The sequence below is a fragment of the Bradyrhizobium sp. AZCC 1588 genome (assembly GCF_036924735.1).
Lineage (GTDB): Bacteria > Pseudomonadota > Alphaproteobacteria > Rhizobiales > Xanthobacteraceae > Bradyrhizobium.
Map to the genome: position 1 here is coordinate 4,493,794 of NZ_JAZHSC010000001.1, position 25,536 is coordinate 4,519,329.

General features: G+C 63.0%; 26 protein-coding genes and 1 other annotated feature. Of the genes, 14 read left to right on the forward strand and 12 right to left on the reverse strand.

Annotation, left to right across the window (positions count from 1 at the left end; genetic code table 11):
* Positions 1–50: 50 nt before the first annotated feature.
* Positions 51–1,046 (reverse strand): zinc-dependent alcohol dehydrogenase family protein, encoded by a 996-nt coding sequence (locus V1277_RS21105; protein WP_334417934.1) that lies wholly within the window; start codon positions 1,044–1,046, stop codon positions 51–53.
* A 113-nt stretch (positions 1,047–1,159) separates the two neighbouring features.
* On the opposite strand from V1277_RS21105, the gene V1277_RS21110 reads away from it, so the two are divergent.
* From V1277_RS21110 to V1277_RS21125, 4 genes are all read left to right on the forward strand, one after another.
* Positions 1,160–1,861 (forward strand): GntR family transcriptional regulator, encoded by a 702-nt coding sequence (locus tag V1277_RS21110; RefSeq protein ID WP_334417935.1) that lies wholly within the window; start codon positions 1,160–1,162, stop codon positions 1,859–1,861.
* A 159-nt stretch (positions 1,862–2,020) separates the two neighbouring features.
* The gene (locus V1277_RS21115) at positions 2,021–2,887 is read left to right on the forward strand and encodes a fumarylacetoacetate hydrolase family protein (RefSeq protein ID WP_334417936.1); all 867 of its coding nucleotides are present in this window, start codon (positions 2,021–2,023) and stop codon (positions 2,885–2,887) included.
* A complete protein-coding gene (locus V1277_RS21120; protein ID WP_334417937.1) occupies positions 2,887–3,477 on the forward strand; it encodes an amino acid synthesis family protein in 591 nt (196 codons plus the stop codon). Before V1277_RS21115 ends, V1277_RS21120 begins: the two co-directional genes overlap by 1 nt.
* 232 nt (positions 3,478–3,709) lie before the next feature.
* Positions 3,710–4,528, forward strand: a complete 819-nt coding sequence (locus tag V1277_RS21125) for a hypothetical protein (protein WP_334417938.1) — start codon at positions 3,710–3,712, stop codon at positions 4,526–4,528.
* Positions 4,529–4,531: 3 nt separating this feature from the next.
* Here V1277_RS21125 and V1277_RS21130 read toward each other — a convergent pair whose 3' ends face one another.
* From V1277_RS21130 to V1277_RS21140, 3 genes are all read right to left on the reverse strand, one after another.
* Positions 4,532–5,686, reverse strand: a complete 1,155-nt coding sequence (locus tag V1277_RS21130) for an alpha-hydroxy acid oxidase (RefSeq protein ID WP_442894593.1) — start codon at positions 5,684–5,686, stop codon at positions 4,532–4,534.
* A 103-nt stretch (positions 5,687–5,789) separates the two neighbouring features.
* Positions 5,790–6,605, reverse strand: a complete 816-nt coding sequence (locus V1277_RS21135) for an MlaD family protein (protein ID WP_334417940.1) — start codon at positions 6,603–6,605, stop codon at positions 5,790–5,792.
* Between the two features lie 375 nt (positions 6,606–6,980).
* Positions 6,981–8,462, reverse strand: a complete 1,482-nt coding sequence (locus V1277_RS21140; RefSeq protein WP_334417941.1) for a SulP family inorganic anion transporter — start codon at positions 8,460–8,462, stop codon at positions 6,981–6,983.
* Between the two features lie 77 nt (positions 8,463–8,539).
* Positions 8,540–8,593, reverse strand: a sequence feature (sul1 is cis-regulatory element that is thought to sense ions involved in sulfur or methionine metabolism; They are found in Alphaproteobacteria).
* A gap of 690 nt (positions 8,594–9,283) precedes the next feature.
* On the opposite strand from V1277_RS21140, the gene V1277_RS21145 reads away from it, so the two are divergent.
* Positions 9,284–10,822 carry a L,D-transpeptidase gene (locus tag V1277_RS21145; RefSeq protein ID WP_334417942.1) on the forward strand — a complete coding sequence of 513 codons (1,539 nt, stop codon included), beginning with the start codon at positions 9,284–9,286 and terminating at the stop codon, positions 10,820–10,822.
* 43 nt (positions 10,823–10,865) lie between these two features.
* Here V1277_RS21145 and V1277_RS21150 read toward each other — a convergent pair whose 3' ends face one another.
* On the reverse strand, positions 10,866–11,795 hold the full coding sequence (locus V1277_RS21150; RefSeq protein ID WP_334417943.1) for a DMT family transporter: 930 nt from the start codon (positions 11,793–11,795) through the stop codon (positions 10,866–10,868).
* 68 nt (positions 11,796–11,863) lie between these two features.
* On the opposite strand from V1277_RS21150, the gene V1277_RS21155 reads away from it, so the two are divergent.
* Positions 11,864–12,337 carry a hypothetical protein gene (locus V1277_RS21155; RefSeq protein ID WP_334417944.1) on the forward strand — a complete coding sequence of 158 codons (474 nt, stop codon included), beginning with the start codon at positions 11,864–11,866 and terminating at the stop codon, positions 12,335–12,337.
* A 22-nt stretch (positions 12,338–12,359) separates the two neighbouring features.
* On the opposite strand, the gene ybaK is transcribed toward V1277_RS21155, so the two are convergent.
* A complete protein-coding gene (gene ybaK, locus V1277_RS21160; RefSeq protein ID WP_334417945.1) occupies positions 12,360–12,833 on the reverse strand; it encodes a Cys-tRNA(Pro) deacylase in 474 nt (157 codons plus the stop codon).
* A 290-nt stretch (positions 12,834–13,123) separates the two neighbouring features.
* Here ybaK and V1277_RS21165 point away from each other — a divergent pair, with 290 nt between their 5' ends.
* Positions 13,124–14,416: an adenylosuccinate synthase gene (locus tag V1277_RS21165; protein ID WP_334417947.1), complete on the forward strand. Its 1,293-nt coding sequence runs from the start codon at positions 13,124–13,126 to the stop codon at positions 14,414–14,416.
* A 37-nt stretch (positions 14,417–14,453) separates the two neighbouring features.
* Positions 14,454–16,055 (forward strand): hypothetical protein, encoded by a 1,602-nt coding sequence (locus tag V1277_RS21170; RefSeq protein ID WP_334417948.1) that lies wholly within the window; start codon positions 14,454–14,456, stop codon positions 16,053–16,055.
* 164 nt (positions 16,056–16,219) lie between these two features.
* Here V1277_RS21170 and V1277_RS21175 read toward each other — a convergent pair whose 3' ends face one another.
* Positions 16,220–16,489, reverse strand: a complete 270-nt coding sequence (locus tag V1277_RS21175; RefSeq protein ID WP_334417949.1) for a hypothetical protein — start codon at positions 16,487–16,489, stop codon at positions 16,220–16,222.
* A 796-nt stretch (positions 16,490–17,285) separates the two neighbouring features.
* Here V1277_RS21175 and V1277_RS21180 point away from each other — a divergent pair.
* From V1277_RS21180 to V1277_RS21200, 5 genes are all read left to right on the forward strand, one after another.
* Positions 17,286–18,407 (forward strand): DUF2336 domain-containing protein, encoded by a 1,122-nt coding sequence (locus tag V1277_RS21180; protein WP_334417950.1) that lies wholly within the window; start codon positions 17,286–17,288, stop codon positions 18,405–18,407.
* A 222-nt stretch (positions 18,408–18,629) separates the two neighbouring features.
* Entirely contained in the window at positions 18,630–19,052 is a 423-nt protein-coding gene (locus tag V1277_RS21185; RefSeq protein ID WP_334417951.1) for a DUF5413 family protein, read from the forward strand.
* Positions 19,053–19,275: 223 nt separating this feature from the next.
* On the forward strand, positions 19,276–21,369 hold the full coding sequence (locus V1277_RS21190; RefSeq protein WP_334417952.1) for a sensor histidine kinase: 2,094 nt from the start codon (positions 19,276–19,278) through the stop codon (positions 21,367–21,369).
* Entirely contained in the window at positions 21,366–22,019 is a 654-nt protein-coding gene (locus V1277_RS21195) for a response regulator transcription factor (RefSeq protein WP_334370064.1), read from the forward strand. The genes V1277_RS21190 and V1277_RS21195 overlap by 4 nt, the downstream gene beginning before the upstream one ends.
* Positions 22,020–22,243: 224 nt before the next feature.
* Complete coding sequence (locus V1277_RS21200) at positions 22,244–22,630, forward strand: BA14K family protein (protein WP_334417953.1); 387 nt, start codon at positions 22,244–22,246, stop codon at positions 22,628–22,630.
* Between the two features lie 80 nt (positions 22,631–22,710).
* On the opposite strand, the gene V1277_RS21205 is transcribed toward V1277_RS21200, so the two are convergent.
* The 4 genes from V1277_RS21205 to V1277_RS21220 all read right to left on the reverse strand — a co-directional run bounded on the left by V1277_RS21205 (position 22,711) and on the right by V1277_RS21220 (position 23,985).
* Positions 22,711–22,953 (reverse strand): DUF6719 family protein, encoded by a 243-nt coding sequence (locus tag V1277_RS21205; RefSeq protein ID WP_334417954.1) that lies wholly within the window; start codon positions 22,951–22,953, stop codon positions 22,711–22,713.
* Positions 22,954–22,999: 46 nt separating this feature from the next.
* Complete coding sequence (locus V1277_RS21210) at positions 23,000–23,233, reverse strand: hypothetical protein (protein WP_334417955.1); 234 nt, start codon at positions 23,231–23,233, stop codon at positions 23,000–23,002.
* 339 nt (positions 23,234–23,572) lie between these two features.
* The gene (locus V1277_RS21215; RefSeq protein ID WP_334417956.1) at positions 23,573–23,773 is read right to left on the reverse strand and encodes a hypothetical protein; all 201 of its coding nucleotides are present in this window, start codon (positions 23,771–23,773) and stop codon (positions 23,573–23,575) included.
* A gap of 14 nt (positions 23,774–23,787) precedes the next feature.
* Positions 23,788–23,985 (reverse strand): hypothetical protein, encoded by a 198-nt coding sequence (locus V1277_RS21220; protein ID WP_334417957.1) that lies wholly within the window; start codon positions 23,983–23,985, stop codon positions 23,788–23,790.
* Positions 23,986–24,486: 501 nt separating this feature from the next.
* Between V1277_RS21220 and V1277_RS21225 the strand changes: the two genes are divergently transcribed.
* The gene (locus V1277_RS21225; protein ID WP_213287941.1) at positions 24,487–25,023 is read left to right on the forward strand and encodes a DUF4112 domain-containing protein; all 537 of its coding nucleotides are present in this window, start codon (positions 24,487–24,489) and stop codon (positions 25,021–25,023) included.
* Between the two features lie 55 nt (positions 25,024–25,078).
* On the opposite strand, the gene V1277_RS21230 is transcribed toward V1277_RS21225, so the two are convergent.
* The gene (locus tag V1277_RS21230; protein WP_057842144.1) at positions 25,079–25,360 is read right to left on the reverse strand and encodes a hypothetical protein; all 282 of its coding nucleotides are present in this window, start codon (positions 25,358–25,360) and stop codon (positions 25,079–25,081) included.
* Positions 25,361–25,536: the final 176 nt, after the last annotated feature.

Below are 25,536 nucleotides of genomic sequence, written 5' to 3' on the forward strand. Positions count from 1 at the left end.
CGTGACCTCTTGAATTCAGGCAGAATGTTTGGGCTGTGCGGGCATCCAGCTCAATCCGGGGTCATCACGATTTTGCCGAACGCTGCACCGGAATCGAGCAGTTCATGCGCGGCACGAACTTCGGAAAGCTTGAAGCGCCTAGAGATCGACGGGCGAATGGCGCCCTCGGCGAGATAGCCGATCACCTTTCGCATGATGTCGCGCCGGACTTCGCGGTCGTTATCGTAGATGTGAAAGGAGAAGCAGCGGATCGCCGGGCAGATGTCGAGATACTTCCGCATCTCGCCCATCAGGTTTTCGGTCGGCAGTCCGGCAAACGCGTTGTAGGAGACGATGGTGCCCCATTTATCGAGCGCGCCGAGATAGGAATAGAATTCGGGGCCGCAGACGTGATCGAGGACGAGACTGACGCCGCGTCCGGCGGTCAGCGCACGGGTGCGGGCGACGACGTCCTCATCGCGATAATAGATGATCTCGTCGGCACCCATCTTTCGCGCGAAGGCGGCCTTCTCCGGCGTGGAGACGGTGCCGATCACCTTCATGTCGGCCAGTTTTGCGAGCTGCACCAGCGACGTCCCGACCCCGCCGGCCGCGCCGATGACGAGGGCGGAGTGGGGCGGCGTAGCGGAGCCGCAATTGTGCAGCAGTGCCCAGGCGACCTGGTAGTTCGGCAGGCACACCGCGTCTTCGAACGCGACGTTCCCGGGCAGTACATGCACCGCGTCCGCAGGCGCGGCGACATATTCGGCGTAGCAGCCGCCGCGCTGGGCGAGGTCGCGCGCGCTCAGGAGCACCCTTTGGCCGACGACCAGCCCGCTCACCTGCGCACCGACGGCTTCGAGGATTCCGGCGACATCATTGCCGGGATTCGCCGGCAGCGGTGGCATCCATTTGTAGACACCGCTGCGGATCAGCTTGTCAGGCTGGCCAACGCCGAAGGCTTGGGCGCGGATCAGAACATCCCGCTCGCCCAGCGCCGGCATCGGCACCTCGACATAGTCGAGCGCGTCCGGGCCTCCAGGGCGATGCACCAGTACAGCCTTCATCCGAGCGGCTCCTCAATTTTTACATATTTTCGAAAATATGTCTCATTACGAAAATCATTGCAACGGGATTCTTTTTGGTTAGGATCGCAGGCTTCGGGGTCGCGAGAGAATCAATGACAACGACAGCCCTCAAGGCGCGCAAGGAATTCGGCAAGACGCTCGCCTCCGACATCGCACACCGGCTGCGAAACGAGATCGTCACCTGCCAGCTCAAGCCGAATGAATCGCTGAAGTTCGATGCGCTGCGCCTGTCGTTCGGCGCCAGCTTCACGACGCTGCGCGAAGCCTTGACGTTGCTGGCGGCGGAAGGGCTCGTCGTCGCCGAGGAGCAGCGTGGCTACAAGGTCGCGCCGGTGACGCTCGAGGATTTGCACGACCTGACGCATGCCCGCATCCTGATCGAGGTCGATCTGATGCGACGCTCGATCGAGAAGGGCGATGACGACTGGGAAATAAGGGTTATCTCGTCACTTCACCGGCTCTCCAGGATCGAGGAGCGGGCCCCGGAAGATTACGCAAGCAATACCGAATGGAAGGCGGCGCACCGCCAGTTCCATGAGGCGCTGGTCTCGGCATCGGGATCGCCGACGCTGCTTGCCGTGCGAAACTCGCTGTTCGACCGCGCCGAGCGCTACCGCAATCTGTCGGCCATGTTCCGGCCGCACCCGCGCGACAAGGCCGGCGAGCATCGCGCGCTGATGCAGGCCGCGATCGGGCGCAATGCCGATCAGGCGTGCAATCTGATCGCCAGCCACATCCAGACCACCTCCAACAACGTCGCAAAATACGCTTCCGGCGTGATCAGCGCCGGCTGATCGCCTGCGGCCGGCTGGCAGCGGCCTTCCTCATAAAGTGCTCGGTGGATGCCGCCCCGGCGGCGGATTTTGGTTGCTTTCGGAAAAATTTTCGAAAATAGTGACCTCCGACGAAATTCCAGTCATCAGCCCGTCCCAACCGAGAAGGATACACGTCCCATGCGGCTGCTTTCATTTCTGAACAATGGCAGGGAGACCTGGGGAGCGATCGTCGGCGATGGCGTGGTCGACCTCGGCAGCAAGCTGTCCCACGCCACGCTGCAGGACTTCATCGCAAGCCCCGATTTCGAAAAGCGCGATCATATCGTGGCCGGCTTCAAACCGGACCTGAAGCTCGCCGACGTCAAATATCTTCCGGTGATCCCGCGTCCCGAAAAGATCGTCTGCGCCGTGCGCAACTATCTCGACCACCACCAGGAGGCGGTGGCCCACGGCATGAAGCGCGAAATCACGGCGTTTCCGCCGATCTTCCTGCGGGTGTGGCGTTCCCAGGTCGGGCACGACGCGCCGGTGATCCGGCCGAAAGTGTCGACGCATCTCGATTGGGAAGGCGAACTCGCCGTCATCATCGGCAAGCCCGGCCGTTATATTTCCGAGGCCGACGCCATGGCCCATGTCGCCGGCTATTCGATCTATAACGACGTCAGCGTGCGCGACTATCAGATGCATGCGCAGCAGATTGCGGCCGGCAAGAATTTCGTCGGCACCGGGCCGTTCGGGCCGTGGATGGTGACGACGGACGAATTGCCCGATCCGACCAAGCTGAAGCTCGAGACCCGCATCAACGGCAAGACCGTGCAGAAGTCCGACACCTCGTTTCTGATCTTCTCGATTCCGCGGCTGATCAACTACGCTTCCGAAATCTTCGATCTGATGCCGGGCGACGTCATCGCCACCGGCACGCCTGCAGGCGTCGGTTTTACACGCAAGCCGCCGATGTTCCTGGTGCCGGGCGACGTCGTCGAGGTCGAGGTGGAGAAGATCGGCGTGCTGCGTAACCCCGTGGTCGATGAGGCCGCGCAGTGATGGCCCAAAGGACGGTTTACGATATCAGGAAGACGCAAGTCTCGATCGAGGAAGTCTGGCACGAGCGCGGGCCGCGCCGGACACAGCCGCTATTGATCGGCACCGCGCTTGCCGTGATCAACAATCCCTATGCCGGCCGCTATGAGCCGGACCTGATGTCGTTTCAGGCCGGCTTGCGCGATCTCGGCCGGCAATTGGCGCGGACGTTGTGCGAGCGGTTGGGCGGCAAGGACATCATCGAAGCCTATGGCAAGGGCGCGATCGTCGGCGGCGACGGCGAGCTCGAGCACGGCGCGGTCTGGCATGAGGCGGGTGGCGCTGCGATCCGCGAAGTGATCGCGCAGGCCAAGGCGATCGTGCCGGCGGCCAAGACCATCGGCGCGATTGGCACGCGGCTGATGGTGCCGCTCGGCCATATCGAGGCGGCTTACGTCCGCAGTCATTTCGGCACCGCCGAGATGACGATCTGGGACGCGCCGCGGCGCGACGAGATCGTGTTCGGGTTTGTCATGGCGACCGGCGGCCGCACCCACGCGCGCATCGGCGGCCTCTCGGTGGATCAGATTTCAGTGCACGACGGGCAGCGGTGAGCGTCGCCCTTTCACGCCCAAACCGATGCCTTCACTCGACAAAAACGGACAGCGCTGCGGAAGCCTACCGCGCGCAACGCGAGTTCCCGAAAGCCGAGGCACCAACAGCAAATCGTGTCGGTTCCACCGACAGTGAGGGTTCCCCGGCCCGAGTGAAGTCAAGATTCCTCCGCGTTTTGGACTTCGATAGAGGGTACTCGATAACAAGGACATCAAGGGGAGGGATCACCCAATGCCGACGAAAGACGGTTTTAGTCCGGGTCATCCTTTGCCTGTCTTTCTCGCCGATGAACTTGAGGAGCAGGGTATCGGAAAAGCCTGGGACACAGCTGCTGTCTCGTCGCTGGTCCTCAAGGCGAGTATTTGGGTTGCAGCGGCGACAGCTATCGGCATCGCAATTCTATCGGTGGGAAATCCATCGACGCTCTTTGCAGACGTGACGGCTTCCTTTGCAGACGTTACGGCATCGCTGGTCGACAAGTCGGCGCTCAAACCCGGCACCGATCAGTCGACGCCGGCAGTTCAACAGACCGCCGATGCTCAAGCTTTGCCGCCGACCACACCGGACGCGCCAACCCGCGACGAAATTGCTGCCGCCCCTGAACCCGCCGGTCAGAGTCAGACAGAAAATAGTCAGGCAGAAAATAGTGAGCCGGTAACTGAAGCCCTGTTCAAGCAATTCCAGGCTTGGGCGGACGAGAAAGATGCGCAGGCACAGGTCGCGCCCGTGCATTCCATACAGGATGCCCCGACACAGGCCGTGCAAAATTCCCTGGCACAGGTTGCGGATAATCCCGGGGCATCTTCCCGGCCCGTGCAAAAGCGCCGAAACGCCCGCGCCGTCCATAATGCGCGAGCAGAGATACGGGCCGTGCACAATTCCCGAAAAAAGCTCCGGCGAGAGCGAACTGCACGGGTACTGGTCCCGCCCGCACAGGACGCCCGAGCCCAGCAACAGGACCAGCGTGTGCAAAATGCCCAGGCATCGTCGGTGCAAGCACCGTTGTTGCCGGCCCCGTCGTTCCTGCCAACTTTCGGTTTGCGCAATTAGGGCCTAAAACTTCCGCACCAGATCCGGCGTGATTTCGCTGAGCTTGCGGATGCCAAGCAACGCGAGATCGCGGTCGATCTCGGCTTTCAGAAGCGCGATCGCGCGCTGCACGCCGGCTTGGCCGCCGGCGATCGCGGCATAGAGGAAGGGCCGGCCGACCCAGACGAAATGGGCGCCGAGCGCGAGCGCCTTGATCACGTCGGTGCCGCGGCGGATGCCGCCGTCGACCATGACAGTCATGCCCTTCGCCTCGCTTGCGATCTCCGGCAGCGTGCGCAGGCCCGAGATCGTGTAATCGAGCTGACGGCCGCCATGATTGGAGAGCATCACGCCATCGACGCCGCTCTCGCGCGCGATTCTAGCATCCGCCGGCGAGACCAGGCCCTTGACGACGAGCTTGCCCTTCCACCTCTTGCGGATCAGCTCGACGTGCTTCCAGGCGAGCTGGTCGCGGGCGCCGATGTTGCGCATCAGGTTTTTCGCCAGCACCGGCGGGCCGCGCTGTGCGTCCATGTTCTCGAAATGCGGCATGCCGTGGTTCATCACGGTGCGCGCCCAAGTGCCGAACAGCCAGTGCGGATGCGTGACCGTGTCCCAGAACACGCGCGGCGTGATCGCAAGCGGCACCTGAAAACCATTGCGGATGTTGTTCTCGCGGTTCGGCGGCACCGGCACGTCGGCGGTGACGACGAAGGTGTCGTAGCCGGCCGCCGCCACGCGATCGACCAGCGGCTCGATCCGCTCCGGCAATCCTGCGAGATAGGCCTGATACCACGCGGCCTGATTGGCGGCGCGGACATCCTCCAGCGTGATCAGCGAGGAGGCGCTCAAGATCATCGGCACGTTCTCGCACCTAGCGGCCTGCGTCAGCACGATGTCGCCGCGGTAGGCGCACAGCGCCGAGGAGCCCATCGGTGGAATGCCAAACGGCGCGGCGTAGGTCCTGCCGAACAACGTCGTCGTCTGATCGCGGCCGGAGACGTCGTTGAGCACGCGCGGCACGAAGCCGTATTCGTCGAAGGCTTTGCGGTTGTCGCACAGCGCGGCATCGGTCTCGGCGCCACCGGAAATATAGCCGTAGAGAAATTTTGGAATCCGCCGCCGCGCCACGGATTCGAAATCGTCGAGCGAAAGATATTTCTGCAGAGCCCGCGGCACCGCGCTCTCGGTGCGGGTCACGGTCGGAGGCGGCGCAGCCAAGCTTGTGGATTTGTCAAGCACGTCGGGCGTTCCATTTTTTGGTTGTTATGCGAGCGGCAGGTTAGCGACGGGGAGGCGGTCCGCCAAATTTCTGGCCGGCCTTGTTGACGGATTCGCTGACGTCGCCGAGCATTTTTCGCGTCTCGGCGATCACCCGCCCAGACTTCTTGTCGAAACTTTCGATCAGCTCGCGCAGCGAAATCACCGTCGGCAGCAGTTCGCCGCCATATTTGTCGCTGGCGAGGCTGCCGAGGAAATCCTTGGTCTTGTCCATTGCGCCGTCGACCGCGCCGATGCCGGATTCGGCGGTTGCGATGATGGACGTGATTTTCGTGCCACTGTTTGAGAGCGAGGCGGTGAACGTCTCGAAATTCCGCAAAGTATCCTTGATCGCCACCTCGTTGTCGGCGATCACGCGGTCGACGTTGCGCAGCGCCACACGGATTTTTTCCTGGGTGTTGAGCGTTCCTTCCGGATCGGCGGTGAGCTCCGGAATGCCGTCCGCGCCCTTTGGCGGCGGCGGCGCCTCATCGGTGCCGCCGGTAAACGAGATCGCGGCAATCCCCGTCAGCCCCTGAAATTCGAGGCCGACCTGGGTGTCGCTCTTCACCGGCGTGTTGCCGTCGATCATGGCGAGCGCGACCACGCGGCGCGGATGGTCGAGCTTCAGCGACACCACTTCGCCGACCCGGATGCCGGCGAAATTCACGCTGCCGCCGTTGCGCAGGCCGGAGGCCGAGCCTTCGAAGATCACGCGGAACGGCACCCTTTGCTTGATCCCGGCGAGCTTCTGATAGCCGAGCCACGCACCGAGCGACCCGGCGATCAGGGCCAGGGTCAAGGTGCCGATCATCACATTGCTGGCGCGGACTTTCATCGAAGATGCCTTAACGAAGCAGGCCTAAGAGATAACGGTTTTATGACGGCAAGTCACCGCCGCGAACCACCCGGAACTGCGACGTGCACTCATAAATCGGCTGCACTGATGCAGGCGGTGCGATTCCGCCTTTTCCCTCGGAAGCAGACATTGGGACAGCCTGCCGGCATGTCGGGCTTGGGCAAAAGGCCTACCGCGCGAGCGGTTTAGTCCCTTGGAGGCTTTCGGACGCCGACCCGATGTGCGCGGCACTACCGTCATGGGCCGGCATCCGAAACCCTTCACAAGAGGCGACGTCGCAAGGTGCCGGGCAACGTCCCATGCGGGTCCCAACTTTACTTCGACTACGAGCACTCGATACTTGAATCAGACACGTTAGTGCGCAGGCTTCTGCCGCACATTCGGCTTATGATGAGTCCCGAACCGCTCGACCATGGTTGCACTCGCCTCGTTCAAGCCGATCACTTCAACATGCGCACCGTGGCGACGAAGCTTCAGGACGATGTCGTCCAGCGCGCCGATTGCGGTGATGTCCCAGAAATGCGCGTCGCTCACGTCAATGCGAACGCGCTCGGGCACGTCCTGATAGTCAAAGGCATCGACGAGGCTATTGGACGACGCGAAAAACACCTGTCCGGTTACAAAATAGGTGATCTCGCGACCGTCTTCCGACAGCTCCGTGATGATCCCGAGCAACCGGGCAACCTTTGCGGCAAAAAAGACACCACTCAGGACGACACCGGTGAGAACACCCATCGAAAGGTCGCCGGTGGCTACCACAACCACGACGGTCGACAGCATCACCACGCTTGAACTCAATGGGTGCGACCGCAAGTTGGTGACGGACGACCAGTTGAAGGTGCTGATCGAGACCATGATCATCACAGCGACTAGCGCCGCCATCGGGATTTGCTTGACCCAATCGCCCAGAACAACAATCAGGAACAGCAGGAATGCACCGGCGAAGAATGTTGAAAGTCTCGTCCGGGCACCCGCGGTGACGTTTATAACTGATTGGCCGATCATCGCACACCCGCCCATCGCGCCCAGAAAGCCGGTGACGAAGTTAGCGACGCCCTGGCCGACGCATTCCCTGTTCTTGTTGCTGCCGGTGTCGGTCAGGTCATCCACGATCGAAGCGGTCAGAAGGCTCTCCAGCAATCCCACCGCAGCCATCGTCAGCGAATAAGGCAGGATGATCTTAAACGTCTCCAGATTGAGCGGGACCTGAGGCACCGCGAAGAAGGGTAGGCTTGACGGCAATTCACCCATGTCTCCGACAGTGCGCAGTTCGATGCCGGAATAGATCGTGAAGGCAGTCAGGACCACGATGCTGACAAGCGCCGACGGCACCCGTTTTGTGACGTACGGGAAAAGATAGATTATCGCGAGGCCGACGCCGACCATCGCATAGGTTTCCCAACCGACATGCATCAGTTGCGGCAACTGGGCCAGGAAGATCAGAATGGCAAGCGCATTGACGAAGCCAGTCATCACCGAGCGCGATACAAACTTCATTAGCAGACCGAGGCGCAAGGCTCCGGCCACCATCTGGATCACTCCCATGAGGACCGTGGCTGCAAACAGGTATTGCAGGCCGTGGTCTCGCACCAGCGTGATCATGAGCACCGCAGTAGAGGCGGTTGCCGCCGAGATCATGGCCGGTCGGCCACCTACAATGGCGGTTGCGCACGCAATCGAGAAGGAGGCGTAGAGGCCGACCTTAGGATCAACACCAGCAACAATAGAGAACCCGATTGCCTCTGGAATAAGGGCCAGTGCGACTAGCACGCCTGACAGCAGTTCGGTTGGGATGTTCGTCAGCCACTCGCGGCGCGACGATTGGAGGAATCTCATTTTCTAGAACCAATATGACCAGCGAGGCGACGGGACATGCCCGATCGGCCTTGAATAGGTAGATCGCTATGCGCTGGGGGTTTCCGGGGGATAGGCGCCCGGCCGAGCCACCCGATCAAATCGGGTCCGACGAGACTTGGATAATGCCTTCGCTGCGCCGCAACATCAAGAGCGAGTTTTGATCAGCGGACTTCACTGAAATCTGACGAGCAGAGGGCAGACGTTAATTGAGGTTCTGCCGACAGCTCCAACGAGCGTCATCAGGATCGACACCTGATGACCGCGTCCCTATCCCGCAAATCTGCTCATCGCGCTCGCCGCCTCTCGACCGGCCACGGCAGCGCGCGCTCAGATATCCAGATATCTTCTCAAATCAGCGGACAGTTCACGACGTTCGATGCGACCCGCCGCTCATTCATCGGTCACATCACCGCCCGCCAGCTCGTTGGGTCGACTCGACCCCCATCACAGACGTCGCCCGCGGCACTTCAAATCCCCATAGCGCTTGCCGCACCGCCTTACGTTTCCCTAAGCGCGGTTTCCTCCCTTGGAGGCTTTCGGACGCCGACCCGATGTGCGCGGCACTACCTTCATGGGGCCGGCATCCGAACCCCTTCACATTCGCCGACAGGACAGCGAAATTCGTTTGGGCCCATGCTTCCTCCTGCGCGGGCTGTCGTATATGAGAGATTTGCCACCGGAACGCGCCGATAGTTCCTTTAGGAGCGAATTGGCGGCGTGGAGGCGGCGGCGGTTAGTTGATCCAAAATCCGACACTTCATCGATGTAAGCGCGGGCAGGCATTTCAACCGGGGCATCGCATGGTAACTCGATTTACGACGGCGCAATCCGGAGTGGCGATGCGGCGCTGGGGGCCTCCCGCCAATGCGGCGCTCGTGGCGATGGCCGCACTGACGGCGTTGACCGCCGACGCCGCGGCGAGACAAGCGCGCCCCGCGGCACCCACCGAGGCGACAGCGCCGCGCGATGTAGGCGAGCCGATCATGGCGATCGTGTCGATCAAGTCCCAGCAGGTCACTCTCTACGACGCCGACGGCTGGATCCTGCGCGCGCCGGTGTCGACCGGCACCACGGGACGAGAGACGCCGGCCGGCGTCTTCACCGTCGTCGAGAAGAACAAGGACCACCGCTCGAACATGTATGACGATGCCGAGATGCCGAACATGCAGCGCATCACCTGGAACGGTATCGCACTGCACGGCGGGCCGCTGCCCGGGTATGCGGCTTCGCATGGCTGCGTGCGGATGCCCTACGGCTTTGCGGAAAAGCTGTTCGACAAGACGCGGATCGGAATGCGGGTCATCATCTCGCCAAACGACGCGGCTCCGGTCGAGTTTTCTCACCCCGCGCTGTTCGTGCCAAACGCGCAGACCGTCGCAGCCGCGCCAGTGCGTGCCGAGACGTTCGCGCGCGAGGCCGCGGAGGCCGCCAGGACAGCCGACGAGGCGAAGAAAGCCGCCGTGACAGCGGCACGCGAGGCAGCATCGCTCACAGCGTCGCTGCGCAAGCTGGAAGGGCTCAAGAAGCGCGCCGACGCCGAGCTCGCGTCAGCCGACAAGGCGCTCGGCGCCGCAAAGACGGACGAGGCCAGGGCGCGAGCCGAGGACTTCAAGCAAAGGGCCGCCGCCAAGACCGCGGACCTGGGGACGCAGCTCGATACCGCCCAGGCCGATGCGAAGTCGAAGCCCACCGCCGCCGCGGCCAAGGACGCAGCCAAGGCTGCCGCGACCAGGAAGGCCGACGCCGCCAAGGCGGCGGGCGAGGCGAAGCTCGCGCTCGAGCCGGTCTCGGTCTACATCAGCCGCGCGACACAGAAGCTTTACGTGCGGCGCAACACGCATAAGCCGGCGCCGGACGGCGGCGGCGAGGTGTTCGATGCGTCCATCGAGGTTCCGGTCACGATCCGCAATCCCGAGAAGCGGATCGGCACGCATGTTTTCACGGCGGTGGCGCATAGCGACAAGGGCTTGCGCTGGACCGCGGTCACGATCGACGACGCCGATGACGCCAAAAGCGCACTCGACCGCATCGCCATCCCGCAGGATGTACTCGATCGCATCGCGCCGACCGCATTGCCGCGATCCTCGATCATCGTCTCGGACGAGCCGTTGAGCCGCGAGACCAACTATCGCACCGAGTTCGTCGCGGTGCTGAGCAACCAGCCGCAGGGCGGCTTCATTACGCGCCAGCCTACGCCCGATGTCATTGCAAGCGGCAACGACTGGGGTGGCGATAGCTTCTTCCCCTTCTTCTCGCCCAATTCGAACCCCCAGCCTGGCACTACGCGCCGGCGCGGCGGGCAGTACTATCAACAGGTGCAACCGGGCTGGACGTGGTGAGACGCGGCACGCCGCGCGCAGGCCGTATGTTCGCTCACAGGTCCTAGGCAGTTCGAGGCTTTCGTGACGCGACAAACACTCCCGTCAGCACCAGCGCAAAGCCGATGAAGTGGAACGCCTGCGGGTGCTCGCCGAGGAAGATGATCGACATGACGGTGCCGAACACCGGTACCACGTGAAAGAAGGGTGCTGCGCGGTTTGCGCCGATCATCTGCACGCCGCGATTGAAGCAGAGATAGGCGATCGTCGACGGGAACAGCGCGACATAGGCGAGGGTCAAGAGGTTCGCCGCGTCGATCTGCATCAGCGGCCGCACGAACAGCTCCCAGATGAACAGCGGAATCAGGCAGGCCGCGCCGGCGCCGAAGGTGAAGGCGACGAACGACAGGCCGTGGATATCCGGACGCTTCAGCGACAGCACCGAATAGATCCCGAAGATCGCGAGCGCGACCAGGAAAATCAGGTCGCCGATATTGAAGTCGATCTTCGACAGCGTGGTGAGATCGCCGTGCAGGATGATCACCAGCACGCCGGCCATCGAGAGCAGAACGCCGGCCGCCTGCGCCAGCGTCAGCCGCACGCCGAGCAGTACGAGCGACCACACCGCGACCACCAGCGGTCCCGCCGACTGCAACAACAGCGTGTTCAGCGCCTGGGTGTGCTCGAGCGCCCAGTATTGCAGCGTGTTGAAGGCGCCGATGCCGGTGATCGAGAGCACGACCATGATGCCGAGCCGGCCGCGGATCGCAGCCCAGTCCTTGACGAGATGCTTCCAGGCAAACGGCAAGATGATCAGGAACGCGAACGACCAGCGCAGGAACGACAGCGTCACCGGCGGAATGTGGCCGGCGGCCAGTCGCCCGACGATGGCATTGCCGGCCCAGCACAGCGCGGTGATGCTGAGCAGCAGATAAGGCTGATTGGCGAGCCAGTTCCCGGATCGTGCGGGTGAAGTCTGTTCGGTAGCCGACATTCGAGGGACCGGTTCATGGCGCCGCGGCCCGCCCGGCGATCGACGCCGGGCCGGAATGTGGCCCGGCCTTGGTCACAGACACCGATTTGCGCCGCTCATCAATGGTGCAGATGCATCGCGACCATGCAGCCCGCCTTGCTGGCTGTTTGGGGTTGCCAGCAGGCAGGCAAATTTGCAATCAAAGGACGATTGTTTCATGTGACCCAACCTTGGTTTGTTTTTCGGGGGCACATGCAGTGAGTTATTCCGGGCTACTTTCAGTATTGGGCGTTCGTTCGATCGTTGGGACCACGGTTTGCGCGACTCCGCTCTCTAGCGTTTCGCCTGTCCGTGACACTGAATTTTTGCAGATGATGGGTCATTCCGTGAACAAGCCGATGTCGGCCGAAGAAGCCGAAGCCGAAACACGTCACCAGTTTGCCGTTCGCGCCAATTCCATTCTGGCGTTCATCGAATGCGATGAAGAGCAGCGCCCGAAATTGCGCCAGGCCATCATCGAGGCGATGCTGTGGGCGCAGGCGCAGCCCAAACTCGCCGAATAGGCTTCGCCGCGGCGAAGGCCGCTCACGCCACGAGCGCGCGCGCGATCGCACCCGCTGCCTTCACGGCGTCGTTGGGATCGAGTTCGACCTGCAGGCCGCGCTGGCCGCCATTGAGGAATACGCTGGTATGGCCGAGCGCGGCTTCTTCGATCGCGACCGGCACGCGCTTTTTCTGTCCGAACGGCGAGATGCCGCCGACATGATAGCCGGTCAGCCGTTCGGCATCGGCCGGCCGCATCATCTTCGCCGACTTGGCGCCGAACGCGGTCGCGAGCTTTTTCATGCTGACCTCGCAGTCCGACGGCACCACGGCGCAGACCGGCTTGCCGTCGACCTCGGCCATCAGCGTCTTCAGCACGCGCGCGGGCTCTACGCCGAGCGCTTCCGCCGCCTGCAGCCCAATGCTCGCTGCATCCGGGTCGTAGTCGTAAGCGTGCAGGGCGAATTTCACGCCGAGCTTTTCCAGCGCTAGCGTCGCACGGGTGGTTTTGGACATGGCCTTTCCATCATTGCCGAACATTAATGCGTTTCTCGCCCGTGCAAGACCGGGAGGGCCAGGATTTTACGGGGATATCAATGGGTTGGAGCTGTTCTAAGGCCCCCTTAAAGCCGCCTTCTTGCTTGCCTAGATCACCTGCTTCCTTTATCCGGTGGGGCGCCCTGCACGCGAGCGGCCCCGGCCGTGATTTTGGCTGGGCGAGCTTAGGGCATGGTCCGGAAACATAGGTACCGGTTCTCCGGTGAAATCATGCTGGAACCAAGAGATTTGCAGGGAACATCTTAAAAATGGCCAATGTTGTCGTCGTCGGCGCCCAATGGGGTGACGAGGGGAAGGGCAAGATCGTCGACTGGTTGTCGGAGCAGGCCGATATCGTCGTGCGCTTCCAGGGCGGCCATAATGCCGGCCATACGCTCGTCATCAATGGCGAGACCTACAAGCTCGCGCTGCTGCCGTCCGGCGTGCTGCGGCCGTCGAAGCTTGCCGTGATCGGCAATGGCGTGGTGTTCGATCCGCAAGCCTTCCTCGACGAGGTGGTGCGGCTGAAGGGCCAGGGCGTCGCCGTCAGTCCGGAAAACCTGCGCATTGCCGAAAACGTCACGCTGATCCTGCCGCTGCACCGCGAGCTCGATGCGCTCCGCGAATCCGCCAACACGGCCACCGCAATCGGCACCACGCGCCGCGGCATCGGCCCGGCCTATGAGGACAAGGTCGGCCGTCGCGCGATTCGCCTGATGGACCTGGCCGACCTCGACACGCTGCCGCACAAGATCGATCGGCTGCTGGCGCACCACAACGCGCTGCGCCGCGGGCTCAATCTCGAGGAGATCGACGGCAACGGCATTCTGAAAGAGCTTACCGCGCTGGCGCCGAAGCTTTTGCCCTATGCGGAGACGGTGTGGCGGCTGCTGGATATCAAGCGACGCGAGGGCAAGCGCATCCTGTTCGAGGGCGCGCAGGGTGCGCTGCTCGATGTCGATCACGGCACCTATCCTTACGTCACCTCGTCCAACACGGTGGCAGCGCAAGCGGCAACCGGCACCGGCATGGGCGCGAGTGCGGTCGGCTACGTGCTCGGCATCTGCAAGGCCTATACGACGCGAGTTGGCCAGGGCCCGTTCCCGACCGAGCAGGACAACGAGATCGGCCGCAAGATCGGCGAGCGGGGCCGCGAGTTCGGCACCAACACCGGCCGCCCGCGCCGCTGCGGCTGGTTCGACGCCGCCCTGGTACGGCAGACAGTCCGCACTTGCGGCATCACGGGTCTGGCGCTTACAAAGCTCGATATTCTCGACGGCTTCGACACCATCGAGGTCTGCACCGGCTATATGCTGGACGGCAAGGAAATCGACCATCTGCCGGCGGGCGAGGGTGCCCAGGCCCGGGTGGTGCCGGTCTACGAAACCATCGAGGGCTGGAAAGAGCCGACCGCCAATGCCCGCTCTTGGGCGGATCTGCCGGCCCAGGCCATCAAATATGTCCGCCGGGTCGAGGAACTCGTGGGTTGTCCGATCGCATTGCTTTCCACCAGCCCCGAACGCGAGGATACTATACTGGTGCAGAACCCGTTTGAGGCTTAACGGGATGTTACCGCCGGGGCTGCAGTATTGAAGAGAAATGGCTGATTATTACCCGCTGATCGCACGCGCTATCGCCGGCCTGGACCCCAATGCTCCAGGCGAGAGCCGCCGTGCGCTCTATGAGCGGGCGCGTACCGCGCTGATCGCGCAGTTGCGCAGCGTGCAGCCGCCGCTTTCCGAATCCGAAATCACGCGCGAACGGCTGTCGCTGGAAGAGGCCGTGCGCAAGGTCGAATCGGAAGCCGCCCAGCGCGCCCGCGAGGCTTCGCGGCCCGGCGGTGGCGGGGCGGCGCGCGGCGGCGATGCCTTCCGCCGCGCCAATGCCCGCCCGCCGGAAGCGGCTGCCACGCCGCCGGGTACGCCGCGCCCGCGTCCGCCATCTCAAGGCCCCTCGCGCGATGGCCGTCCGCCGCTTGGCGAGGAGCCACGCCCGCCGCGCAATCTGCGCGCCGATGCGCCACCGCCCGGCGCGCCGCGCCCGCAGCCGCCGCAGATTCCGACGCAGGATGCTGGCCTGCCGCCACCGCCGCCTCGCGAGCGCGGCCCCCGTCGCGGCCCGGATAATGGTGGCCCGCCGACGCCGCCGCAGCCGCCCGGCATGCGCGGCTTCCGCGACATCGCAGCCGACGCAGACGATCTTGGCCGCGCCGCGGCGCAAGCCAACCGCAACGCGCGGAAGACCTATGCCAACGTGCCGTCGCCCTCGCCGGAATTCGACCGGCTTGAGCCGAGCATGGAAGACCGCGGCGCCGATCCCGAGGTGCCCTATTCGTATGACGAGTCGGCGGAGGAAGCCGACCGCTACGCGCCGCAGCCACCGCTGCGCGATCGTCCGCGTCTGTCGCAGGATCGCGACCAGCCGAAAAAGCCCGCCCGCGCGGGCGCCGCGTTTCCGTTCAAGAGCGCAATTGCGGTCGGCATCGTGCTCATTCTGGTCGGCGCCGGCATCCTGTGGGGCAAGTCGGTCGTGACAGCCGTGAGCGGCCTGTTCAAATCCTCATCTGTGGTGGAAGCGCCGAAGGATCCGGCCGCGCCGCAGTCGCGCCCGAAGATTCCCGACCGCGTCGGCCAGCCGTCGTCGAGCGAGAACGTGGCACCCGTGGCGCAGCGCGTTGTGCTGTATGACGAGGATCCGTCCGATCCCAAGGGCAAGCAATATGTCGGCTCGGTGATCTGGCGCACCGAACCGATCAAGGCGAGCGGCAATCAGAAGCCGGACGTTGCCGTGCGCGCCGACATCGAGATTCCCGACCGCAAGTTCAAGATGACGATGTCGTTCCGCCGCAACACCGATACCTCGCTGCCGGCGAGCCACACCGCGGAATTGACCTTCATCCTGCCGCAGGATTTTTCCGGTGGCGGCGTCGGCAACGTGCCGGGCATTTTGATGAAGTCCAACGAGCAGGCGCGCGGCACGCCGCTGGCGGGTCTCGCCGTGAAAGTCACCGACGGCTTCTTCCTGGTCGGCCTCTCCAACGTCGATTCCGACCGCGCCCGCAATTTGCAGCTCCTCAAGGAGCGCTCCTGGTTCGACGTGCCGCTGGTCTACGTCAACCAGCGCCGCGCCATCATTGCGATCGAAAAGGGCTCTCCGGGCGAACGCGCGTTCAATGACGCGTTCGCATTGTGGGGAGAGTAGCTGCTGCGGAGAGCGCCCCCGATGCGCTCAATCGTGAGCTGATATCCGCCGCGGTAAGCCATCGATTGCCGCGGGCATCGCCAAACACTCCAACACAAGAACGGCCTCAGCATTGCTCGCAGCTCTGCCGAGGCCCTTCTGCGTTCGTCTTCGAGCGAAGCAGCCTATCGCTCTGCGGAGGCGGCTCGTCGCCGTGCGGCGCCTTCGCGCTCCATCACGGCGCGGCAGCCCGGGCTGACATGCGCGCGGTTCCTGACCATGCAGGCGGTGATTCGCTGGACGTTAGGGACTTCATGGCCGCATAGCCGCATGGCATCGCCGGTGCACATCTGCTGCGCCTCCGAGAAGGCGAGGCCTGGGCGTGCGGAAAGCGTCGTCGCCGCGAGAGCGATGGCGAAGAGAAGTGCGATCTTGCTTGTACGATGGATAGTCATGAGCCGTTCCCCAAGGGTTGCGTGCGTGCGGTGCTGGCCGCTCTTCATTGGGGGCGCTGCACGCGGTTTGCGCTGCCGCACACGTCGTCCGTCACCGGGAACTCACCCGGTGTGGTTGCTCGATTTCTGCCGATGTCCGAATCGAAAAGTGCTGCGCGGCCCCACGCGAATTATGCGCCAATGCTGCGAAGCTGCAATGGCTCGCAGCGAAGCTGTAATGGCTCGCACCAACACTTCTCAAGACTGTTGCGTGCGCGCCACGTCGAGCGAAGCGCGAAAGTGAAAACGACTCGGTTTTGCGCTGCGCTTCTTGTGTCAGCCTGATGGTTCCGGAGAAGGAACAGATGCGAGTCTTCCGGACGCCGTCTCAGCCGTGATCGAACAGGCCGGCGAACGGCCGTGCGTTCCGCGCCGAAACGTCATTCGCGGCCGCCCCGTTCATGACACGGCAACCATGGGATTCGGGGGAGGCCTCCCGAAGCCGATGCTGCTTGGCCCGAACGCTCGGCAGATGGCCGTGCCCGCCTTCACCTCCCCAAAACTCCGTAAAAATGCGCAAAATCAGCGTTCCGGAACAACCACCCGTTAGGGAAGGCTGAGTACGATCAGCGGCTACTCGCACCCGCCTCATTGCTGTCGTTGAAGTGAAAAAGGCTGCCGGGACCAGCCTGTCGAATGGCACTCAAATGCGCGTTCATGCCGCTGCCGATGGATTTGCGAAGATGCCGGCCATCCGTACGGCGGACCGTAAGGTGACGCGGCGAGCCGGCACGACCGGTGCGGAGGCGGCATAGCCATGCCTGCTGCATCGCCGAATTTGCGCGCGGAATTGAATGGCGCCGAAAAGGAGGGACCCGAGCACGACGCCCGGATTTTCGGGGAGGTGACGGACCTGTTCCTGTCCAATGTCGATCGTCTCGGTGAATCGCAGATCGCAGCCGTCGATGGCGTTCTCGCCCACCTGATCGAGCGGGTGGACGCGAAAACCGTGGTCCAGCTCAGCGAGGCCCTTTCCACCATCGACCGCGCCCCGCGCCAGACCATCCGCAAGCTTGCATTTCACGAAAACCACTTGCTGGCGGCACCGGTTCTCAGATGCTCCAACTGTCTGTCGGAAGCCGACCTCCTTGACATCGTCAAAAGCCGCAGCCAGCAGCATTTGCTGGCAATATCGGACAGAAAGATCCTCAATGAGGCGCTCACCGACGCGCTGATGCGATTTGGCGACGTCCACGTCTCCAGCGCGCTCGCGCGCAACGCCGGCGCGCGTTTCTCCGAATGCGGCTACGCGACGCTGGTGGGGCGGGCCGAGCGTGACGAAGTCCTCGCGGAAAAGCTCGGGCTTCGATTGGACATTCCCGGCAACCTGCTTCGGGAGCTTCTGGGCAGAGTTGCCGACGTGGTCCGCGCGCGGTTCTTGACGGCGTCGCGACCTGTTGCACGGAAGAAAACCCAAGGTTCTGCCGGGGCTGCCGGACAGGGTGACGCGGCCCGGAAGGCGATTGATTATACCCAGGCGCAAAGCGAAGTCGTCGCGCTCAATCGCACGGGCAAGCTCAACGATTCGATCGTGAACCGGTTTGCGGTGCGGGGTGAATACACCCACGTCGTCGCAGCGCTCGCCCTGAAGGCCGACGTCAAGGTCGAGGCCATCGAACCCTTGCTCGAGCCCGACCGGGTATACGGCCTGATCGTCGCGTGCAAGGCGGCGCTGCTGAGCTGGTCGACAACGACGATGATCGTCCGCAACCGTCCGAACTGTCCGCCATCCACCGACCGGGAACTCGAGCAGTGCGTGGCGATCTATGAATCGCTGCTGCTGTCGGTGGCGCAGTGGACCATTCGTTTCGGCTCCGACCGGATTCTTGGGAAGAACAATGAGCCCGCGGCGGCTGTAGCGGCTGCCGGCAGAAGGTAACCGCGTCGTTCACCGATCGGACTACCCGAACCAGCCTTGCGTCCAGGCATTTCTTGCGTCCAGCCATTTTCATGTTGCTGAACGCTGTTCATCCGCCCTCAGCGCAACCTGATTCAGATGCTGGTGCTGTCAGTAGTTCTCGCGCAATGGGAAGGTGGAGCGGCCAAATTTACTTGGCCCTTGAGCTGCTGTATTGGGTAACCAGCGCCAGGAGGCAGTTCCATGAAACGCTATCTGATCTTCGGAGCTATCGGCCCGTTCGTCGGCGGATTCCTGATGCTGTTCGCGACCACGGTGGCCTCGGGCTACTGGACCGACACCAACTGGTCGGAGATCGGGAAATTCCTCGGCGCTTTCGCCAAGACGCTGCAATACAGCTATCTGTTCGGCATCGTGCCTGCGCTGATGATCGGCGCCATCGACGACATTCTGTGTCACGTCAAGCGCATTCCTTTCGTAGCGCGCATCCTGATCGTGGGCGCCATCGGATTTGCCGCGTCAGAGTTGCTCTATGGTTCGCGCGGACCGGATACCGGCGTGGTGCAGTTTCTGCTCTACGGCATCGTCGGCATGGTGCCTGCGGCGCTGTCGTCGTGGCTCGCGCACCGATACGTGGACGAGCCGCAGCCAGTGCATTCGACGTAAGTGTGCAGCGCTCCGCAGCTCCGCAGGGTGGGCAAAGGCGCGCTTGCGCCGTGCCCACCATCTATCATCGGCGCGCCAATGTTCGTTCCGCCGGTTGAGCGTCAGGAATTACCTGACCTCCGCCGTCAAGTTGACGCTTGGCAGACGAATGTCAGGCTGGTCCGATCGGCGAATGCAACGTAAAGGAGCCCACGGCGTTGTCAGTTTTCGCCGGCGAACCAACATGCGCGCGTCCATGATCGCGGAGTTAAGTAACAGGCTCTCCTCCGGTTCGGGCCGAAGCAAGGAAGCTGTCTGGCTTTTCACCGCGCTGGTTCTGACGGCCGCCATTCCAGTCCTGCTGCTCGGGGGATGGATGGCCTATATCACCGCCGACCAGGAACGAAGCTACGCCCGCCAAGCCGCCACCGAGGCGCTGACGCAAGTGGCGCACCGGATCGAGGGCGAAATTTCCCACGAAATACAAGTCGCGGAGACGCTTGCAAGCTCGGCCGCGCTCGACGATGGCAACCTGGGCGACTTCTATCGCGAGGCGAAACGAATAGTCGCCGCCCGTCCGCTGTGGGAGACCGCCTTCCTGACCAAGCCGGACCGGGAACAGGTCCTCAACGTATTGCGGCCGCTCGGCGCGCCGCTTGGGCCGGTGACCGACAGCGAAAGCTTCGACGCCGTGCTCCGCACACGTAAGCCAGTCCTTGGCGGGCTAGGGCCGTACCAGGCCTCCATCGGCAAGCGGCTCGTTGCACTGCGTGTGCCGGTTGTTCGAGAGGGCGAACTTCGCTACGTCCTGACCGTCGGGCTGTTGCCCGATCAGATCGGTACCATTCTTGGTCAGGCCGGTCTGCCCGCTGGATGGGCCGGCACCGTCGTTGACGCCAAGGACGAGATTGTCGCACGAACGCCTGATGCCAGAGCCGTCAGTACAAGCGCGAAGACGCCCGCGGTGCAGGAAGCCATTGCCCGCGGCGGCTCGAATTCGCTGCGCACCCAGACGCGGGAGGGAATGGATGTCGAAACCGTCCATCGCGGCTTGGCGGGAACGGAAGGATGGTCGGTTCACGTGGGCGTTCCCGTCGTTGAGCTGAACGCTCCCGTATCCCGCTCGTTGCGGCTGCTGGTCGGAGGAACGGCGGCGAGTGTCGGGCTCGCCATCGCGCTTGGACTGGTGATCGCCCGCGAGATCGCGCAGCGGCGTCGCATGGAGGCACTTCAGTCGGCCGCAGCGCTGCTGGACAGCGAAAAACGCGGCGCGCTTGCCATCGATGCCGCCGAACTCGGTACCTGGCGCTGGGATCTGACCGCAAACGAGTTCAGTGGTTGCAGCCGCTTTGGCGCATTGCTGGGTTTGCCGAGCGCCCGATCGGGCGAAACCAGATGGTCCGCGGACCGGATCTTTGCGTTGCTCGAACCGCCGCACCGCGCGGCTCTGGCCTCGTTCGGCGGCGCTTGCCTCGAAAGCGGCAAATCAGGCAGCGTCGAATTTCCGGTTCAATCCGACGATCGCGGTGAATACTGGTTGCGTGCGGCAGGCAGGGCGGAAGGTCCGCCCAACCGGCGTCACGTGATTCACGGCGTGCTCGCCGACATCGATATCCTCAAGCGCGCGGAGGCCGAGCGTTCTCACTTGCTTCGTCGCCTGGCTTCGGCCCAGGAAGAAGAGCAGCGCCGGATTTCGCGAGAACTGCACGATCAGATCGGCCAGACGGTGACGGGATTGTCTCTCGGCCTGAAGGCGCTTGAACAGGGATTGGCAAAAGGCGGCAATACGGAAGCAGCGACCGAGCAGGTGCGATGGCTCGAACAGCTTGCCGCGCAGATCGGCCGGGACATTCACCGCACCGCGTCGGACCTGCGGCCGACCGCGATCGACGACCTCGGAATCTTCAGGGCGATCGAAGCCTACGTCGCGGAGTGGCAGGAGCGTTATGGCGTTCGTATCGATATCCAGACGTTCGGGCGGGACAATTCGCTGCCTCCCGATGTCGCGGCGGTGCTGTATCGACTGGTCCAGGAGGGATTGACCAACGTCCTGAAGCACGCCAGCGCCAGCAAGGTCAGTATCGTGCTCGAGAAGAAATCGGACGGGCTGGCCCTTGTTCTCGAGGATGACGGCGTTGGCTTCGATCCGGAAAGCGTCAGCCGCAATGCGATGCGCGGCGGTCAACCGTCCGGACTTGGCCTCTCCGGCATGAAGGAGCGTGTCGCGCTGCTCGGCGGCACGATCGCGGTGGAATCCACGCCGGGAAGAGGCAGCACGATCTTTGTCCAGATCCCGCTGGAAGTGCAGGAGATGGAAGTGCAGGAGACCGGCACATGACGCCCATTCGGATTGCGCTCGTGGATGACCATCCGGTCGTGCTCGCCGGCATACGCGCGCTGCTTCAGGGCGTGCCCGAGGTCGAACTCGTCGGCGAGGCGAATACGGGGACAACCGGACTGAAGGCGATTTGCGAATGCTCCCCCGACATTGCGGTGATCGACCTTTCGCTGCCTGACATCAGCGGCCTGGAACTCGCGCGCAGGCTGAGCAAGCGATGCCCGGCGGTAAAGATCATTGCGCTGACCGTGCATGAAGACCGCGCGTATATTCATCCGGCTCTCGAGGCTGGCGCACGGGGATATCTCTTGAAGCGATCCGCCGGAGACGAACTGCTTCGCGCGATCAGGGCCGTCAACGAGGGCGTCATCTACCTCGATCCCGCTATCGCCGACAAGGCGTCAACGAGCGCTCCCGAACTGACGTCCGCCGATAACGGCGATGGCGGCGAACTCAGCCGGCGCGAAGAGGATGTGCTCAAGCTGGTCGCTCAAGGGTTCAGCAACAAGCAAATCGCCGGCGAGCTGGAGGTGAGCGTCAAAAGCGTCGAGACCTACAAGGCGCGAGCATCCGAAAAGAAGGGCCTGCATAGCCGCGCGGATATCGTCCGCTACGGCATCAGGCGGGGCTGGCTCGCTGCTCCAAACTGAGCGCTAGAGCCCGGTTCTGATTGAATCAGAACCTGGCTCTAGATTCTTGTTTTGACGCGTTTTCTTGACGCGAACCGGTGTCCACTTCGCTTGAAAACGCTCTAGGCGAAACCCCAATTCCTGCCCGCGGCACATCAGGCGTCAGGATTAACCTGTCAGAACGATCCCGCCATGGACGCGTTATCGGTCGAGCTTGGACGAGAGCACAGGACAGGAGCAATCAGATGAAATCATGGAAAATTGTCTCGGCAGCCATTGTGCTCGGAGCGTCGCCCTTGATCCCGCTCCAGCCGGCCGCGGCATCGCCGACGATGGCGGTGGCCGGGGCAGAGCGGCTGGCCGCATCGATTCAGCCGGTCGAGGCCGTGCAGTATCGTCGCTGGCATCGTGGGCCGCACTATCACCGCCACGGCTGGCATCGACGTCACCACGGCACCGGCGCGGCGGTGCTCGGCGGACTGGCCGCTGGCGCTATCATCGGAGGCGCCATCGCCAACAGTCAGGCCCGGGCAAATGATGCAGTGGCCTACTGCGCGCAACGATACCGCTCCTATGATCCCGCATCCGGCACCTATCTCGGATATGACGGCTATCGGCATCCCTGCCCATAGGGACAGGCGCTGGGGTCGCGGATGAAGGTCCGCGGCCCATGGCGTTCGAAGTCGGGACGACGGCTTTGTCTCGCAGCCGGCTACTTTGCCGCCCCTGTGCGCGCGCCGGGCTGCAGATCACTCAGTGGCACGCAGCTCTTTTTCCGGCGATGATTCTTCGCTGCGCCCTGCACCTTCAAGACCTTGCCAGCCGAACAGGAGCCGTCATCGACGTAGATGGTGGAGTATGGATCCATCATCAGCGGTTCGTAAGAATGGAGCCTCTGGGCCATGCACGGCTGGACGATGAACAAAGCCGTCAGGAACGCACCCCAGCCTGCCATCTTTCAGGAAATCCTTCGCACCTTCATTGGTCTGCACTGGAATCCGTCAACCTGTCTGATGCTGCGGCTGGGCGTTGAGGGCCTCGCCGAATCCAGCCTGCGGGCTGGCTTGTAAAGCTGCCTGCGCGGCCTCGGCCTCGTATTCGTCGACCAATATCTGAAGTTTTTCGGCAAATCCTGGATCGGCCGCGCCAATCGCCAGACGCTTGCAAAAGACAGCGCGCTCATGCAGCAGCTCGGCCCGAGACAGCTTGATCAATTTGCGTTTGGTTCGACCCACCCTTCTTGCTCCCTGTCCCATTGCGCATGCGACTCCACAAATGATCGCCATCCTAGAATGCAATCTTGCTCCGGCGCGTCAGGAAAAACCTGTCAACGGCAATGATGCTTACAATGTACCTACTTTTGCGGATGCGATTTCGGTGGCGCTGTTGTGACCCGCGCCGCCGCGCGAATCATTGTTGCAGACCAGGCAGATGGCTTTCGATGTGAGACGTCGGTTAACGCCCCATCGTTCGTATCGGTGCGGCGTCCTTTCCGAGCAAGGAACGCAATACGCCAAAGGTCGATTATCGATTGTCCTGCCACCGAACATTCCAGCCCCCGTTCCCCGTAGCAACTAGTCTTCGCTCTCGTGCGCCCCCGCGATCGCTACCAGGAGCACAACGCTGAGGGCGCCGGCCGAGATGAGGGCGTTCATCCTCAATGCCGCCGGAGGGACTCCCAATCCGTAGTGAATGAACACGGCCATCAGGAGTGCGGTCACGCCGGCACTCGCGATAAAGAAGATGACGGCAACAGCCAGGTCTATGATCCTCATCGTCGGCTACCTTGCTATTTCTCTCTGCTTGCGAGGAGTTCGATCGTGACGAGGCCAAGGAGAATAGCCGCGCAGATCAGCGCCTGCTCTCGAAGTGCGGATCGGGCAAAGCCCAGGCTATGATGCGCGAGGTGCGCCATCGCGTAGGCCACGATCGCCGCACTTCCCAGTGCGAGAAAGAAACCAGTCGCGAGATGGACGAATCGCTTCATCTGTCTTGACTTCGTGCCGTTGATTTGTCCGAAGGCGTCTCAATGGCGGGTCGGCCCGCTGCGCGCATCCCACCTGCTTCGCGCGCAACCGCATATTAGAATCATGCTTCGTTCGGGGATGTCAGGAAAAGCCCGTCACGAGCAAAGGCGCGCATGCGCGCGCGCAAGTGCAATTTCGTGCAGCGGCCTGCGACACGTCGCGAGATCGGCTCCTCACACTCAGTCGTCATCGCCCGGCTTGCCGCCTCCGCTAAAGCTACGGCGAGCCAAGAGAGAAAGCCTCGGCGAAGCCTTGGCGTAGCCGGGACCGGGCGACCCAGTATTCCAGAGACGTCAATGATAGAACCGAGAAGCCGCAGCGTACTGGATCCTCCGCCGGAGCCTGTCATCGGGCGCGCATTCGCGCGACCCGTTGGCGGAGATGACAGCGTTGATCTTTCGGATCCGACCAAGCAGCGACCGCATGACGCAACTTGCGCCTCGCATTCGCGTTACCATCTGATGGCCATGCCAGACGACGATATCTTTACGCCGCCCCGTTCGCGTTCCGGACCATCATCCCGGACGCGCGCGCCCGGACGTGGGCCGGTCATCGACCAGGAGGGGCGCGAACTCCCCGAGCCGAACCTGCATACGCGGTTCGAGGGAATGCGGTTCGATTTCGGCCATTCCGCCGCCAATCCGTTCGGCGAGTTGACGCGTGAGCAGCGGATCGCGCGGCTCGATGCCATCGCCAAATTGCTGGATGTCGCCTTCATCGTGCCCGGCACCAATTTCCGCTACGGCATCGACGGGCTGATCGGCCTGATCCCGGTGGTCGGCGACATTATCACGACGGCGATTTCGCTGTGGGTGGTGCGCGAGGCGCGTGCGCTTGGCGCCCCCTGGCACATCACGGCGCGGATGCTTGCCAATGTTGCGGTTGACGGCGCGGTTGGCTTGGTGCCGGTCGCGGGCGACGCCTTCGACGTCATGTTCCGCGCCAACGTCCGCAATGTGCGCATGCTCAAGCGTTGGCTCGATAAGCAGCCGCGCTAAAGAAAAACGCCCCCGAAATGATTTCCGGGGACGTGCTGTTTGAAAAAGTGAAGCTTTAGGCGGCGTCGGCCTTGTCGTCGGTGGCGGCCGGGCGCGGACGACGCGGCAGCGGGAACGCCTCGCTTTCATAGAGCGAGCGGATGCCGCTCTGGTCAAAGCGCGCTTCCTCGACCTGGAGATAGGCGCCATTCAGCGAGTCCGCAGGCAGCTCCTCGATCGCGAAGCGAACAGCTTCCGCCGCGGTGCCAAAACGCCGATAGGCAAACCCGGCCCGCTTTTTCTTGCGGATCGCGGCGGGAAACAGTTCGGCGGCGGTGTTGTAGCTGAATGGACGCATGGACGGTGACCTCAATCTTTTTCGGCTCTTTTCGTATGAGCAATGGGGATTGGATGACGGTGGGCCACAGTGGCGGGCCACGCCGTGCACGTCATTTCAGAGCCCAATATAAGCTTCTTTGACGAAAATGCGACCCCTGAAGCCCGACATCGGGGGTGATGATGAATCCACGCATG

Excerpts from the sequence above, each read along its gene's own strand:
- V1277_RS21105 (WP_334417934.1), bottom strand. The coding sequence starts at position 1,046 with ATGAAGGCTGTACTGGTGCATCGCCCTGGAGGCCCGGACGCGCTCGAC.
- V1277_RS21110 (WP_334417935.1), top strand. The coding sequence starts at position 1,160 with ATGACAACGACAGCCCTCAAGGCGCGCAAGGAATTCGGCAAGACGCTC.
- V1277_RS21115 (WP_334417936.1), top strand. The coding sequence starts at position 2,021 with ATGCGGCTGCTTTCATTTCTGAACAATGGCAGGGAGACCTGGGGAGCG.
- V1277_RS21120 (WP_334417937.1), top strand. The coding sequence starts at position 2,887 with ATGGCCCAAAGGACGGTTTACGATATCAGGAAGACGCAAGTCTCGATC.
- V1277_RS21125 (WP_334417938.1), top strand. The coding sequence starts at position 3,710 with ATGCCGACGAAAGACGGTTTTAGTCCGGGTCATCCTTTGCCTGTCTTT.
- V1277_RS21135 (WP_334417940.1), bottom strand. The coding sequence starts at position 6,605 with ATGAAAGTCCGCGCCAGCAATGTGATGATCGGCACCTTGACCCTGGCC.
- V1277_RS21140 (WP_334417941.1), bottom strand. The coding sequence starts at position 8,462 with ATGAGATTCCTCCAATCGTCGCGCCGCGAGTGGCTGACGAACATCCCA.
- V1277_RS21145 (WP_334417942.1), top strand. The coding sequence starts at position 9,284 with ATGGTAACTCGATTTACGACGGCGCAATCCGGAGTGGCGATGCGGCGC.
- V1277_RS21150 (WP_334417943.1), bottom strand. The coding sequence starts at position 11,795 with ATGTCGGCTACCGAACAGACTTCACCCGCACGATCCGGGAACTGGCTC.
- ybaK (WP_334417945.1), bottom strand. The coding sequence starts at position 12,833 with ATGTCCAAAACCACCCGTGCGACGCTAGCGCTGGAAAAGCTCGGCGTG.
- V1277_RS21165 (WP_334417947.1), top strand. The coding sequence starts at position 13,124 with ATGGCCAATGTTGTCGTCGTCGGCGCCCAATGGGGTGACGAGGGGAAG.
- V1277_RS21170 (WP_334417948.1), top strand. The coding sequence starts at position 14,454 with ATGGCTGATTATTACCCGCTGATCGCACGCGCTATCGCCGGCCTGGAC.
- V1277_RS21175 (WP_334417949.1), bottom strand. The coding sequence starts at position 16,489 with ATGACTATCCATCGTACAAGCAAGATCGCACTTCTCTTCGCCATCGCT.
- V1277_RS21180 (WP_334417950.1), top strand. The coding sequence starts at position 17,286 with ATGCCTGCTGCATCGCCGAATTTGCGCGCGGAATTGAATGGCGCCGAA.
- V1277_RS21185 (WP_334417951.1), top strand. The coding sequence starts at position 18,630 with ATGAAACGCTATCTGATCTTCGGAGCTATCGGCCCGTTCGTCGGCGGA.
- V1277_RS21190 (WP_334417952.1), top strand. The coding sequence starts at position 19,276 with ATGCGCGCGTCCATGATCGCGGAGTTAAGTAACAGGCTCTCCTCCGGT.
- V1277_RS21195 (WP_334370064.1), top strand. The coding sequence starts at position 21,366 with ATGACGCCCATTCGGATTGCGCTCGTGGATGACCATCCGGTCGTGCTC.
- V1277_RS21200 (WP_334417953.1), top strand. The coding sequence starts at position 22,244 with ATGAAATCATGGAAAATTGTCTCGGCAGCCATTGTGCTCGGAGCGTCG.
- V1277_RS21205 (WP_334417954.1), bottom strand. The coding sequence starts at position 22,953 with ATGGCAGGCTGGGGTGCGTTCCTGACGGCTTTGTTCATCGTCCAGCCG.
- V1277_RS21215 (WP_334417956.1), bottom strand. The coding sequence starts at position 23,773 with ATGAGGATCATAGACCTGGCTGTTGCCGTCATCTTCTTTATCGCGAGT.
- V1277_RS21220 (WP_334417957.1), bottom strand. The coding sequence starts at position 23,985 with ATGAAGCGATTCGTCCATCTCGCGACTGGTTTCTTTCTCGCACTGGGA.
- V1277_RS21225 (WP_213287941.1), top strand. The coding sequence starts at position 24,487 with ATGGCCATGCCAGACGACGATATCTTTACGCCGCCCCGTTCGCGTTCC.
- V1277_RS21230 (WP_057842144.1), bottom strand. The coding sequence starts at position 25,360 with ATGCGTCCATTCAGCTACAACACCGCCGCCGAACTGTTTCCCGCCGCG.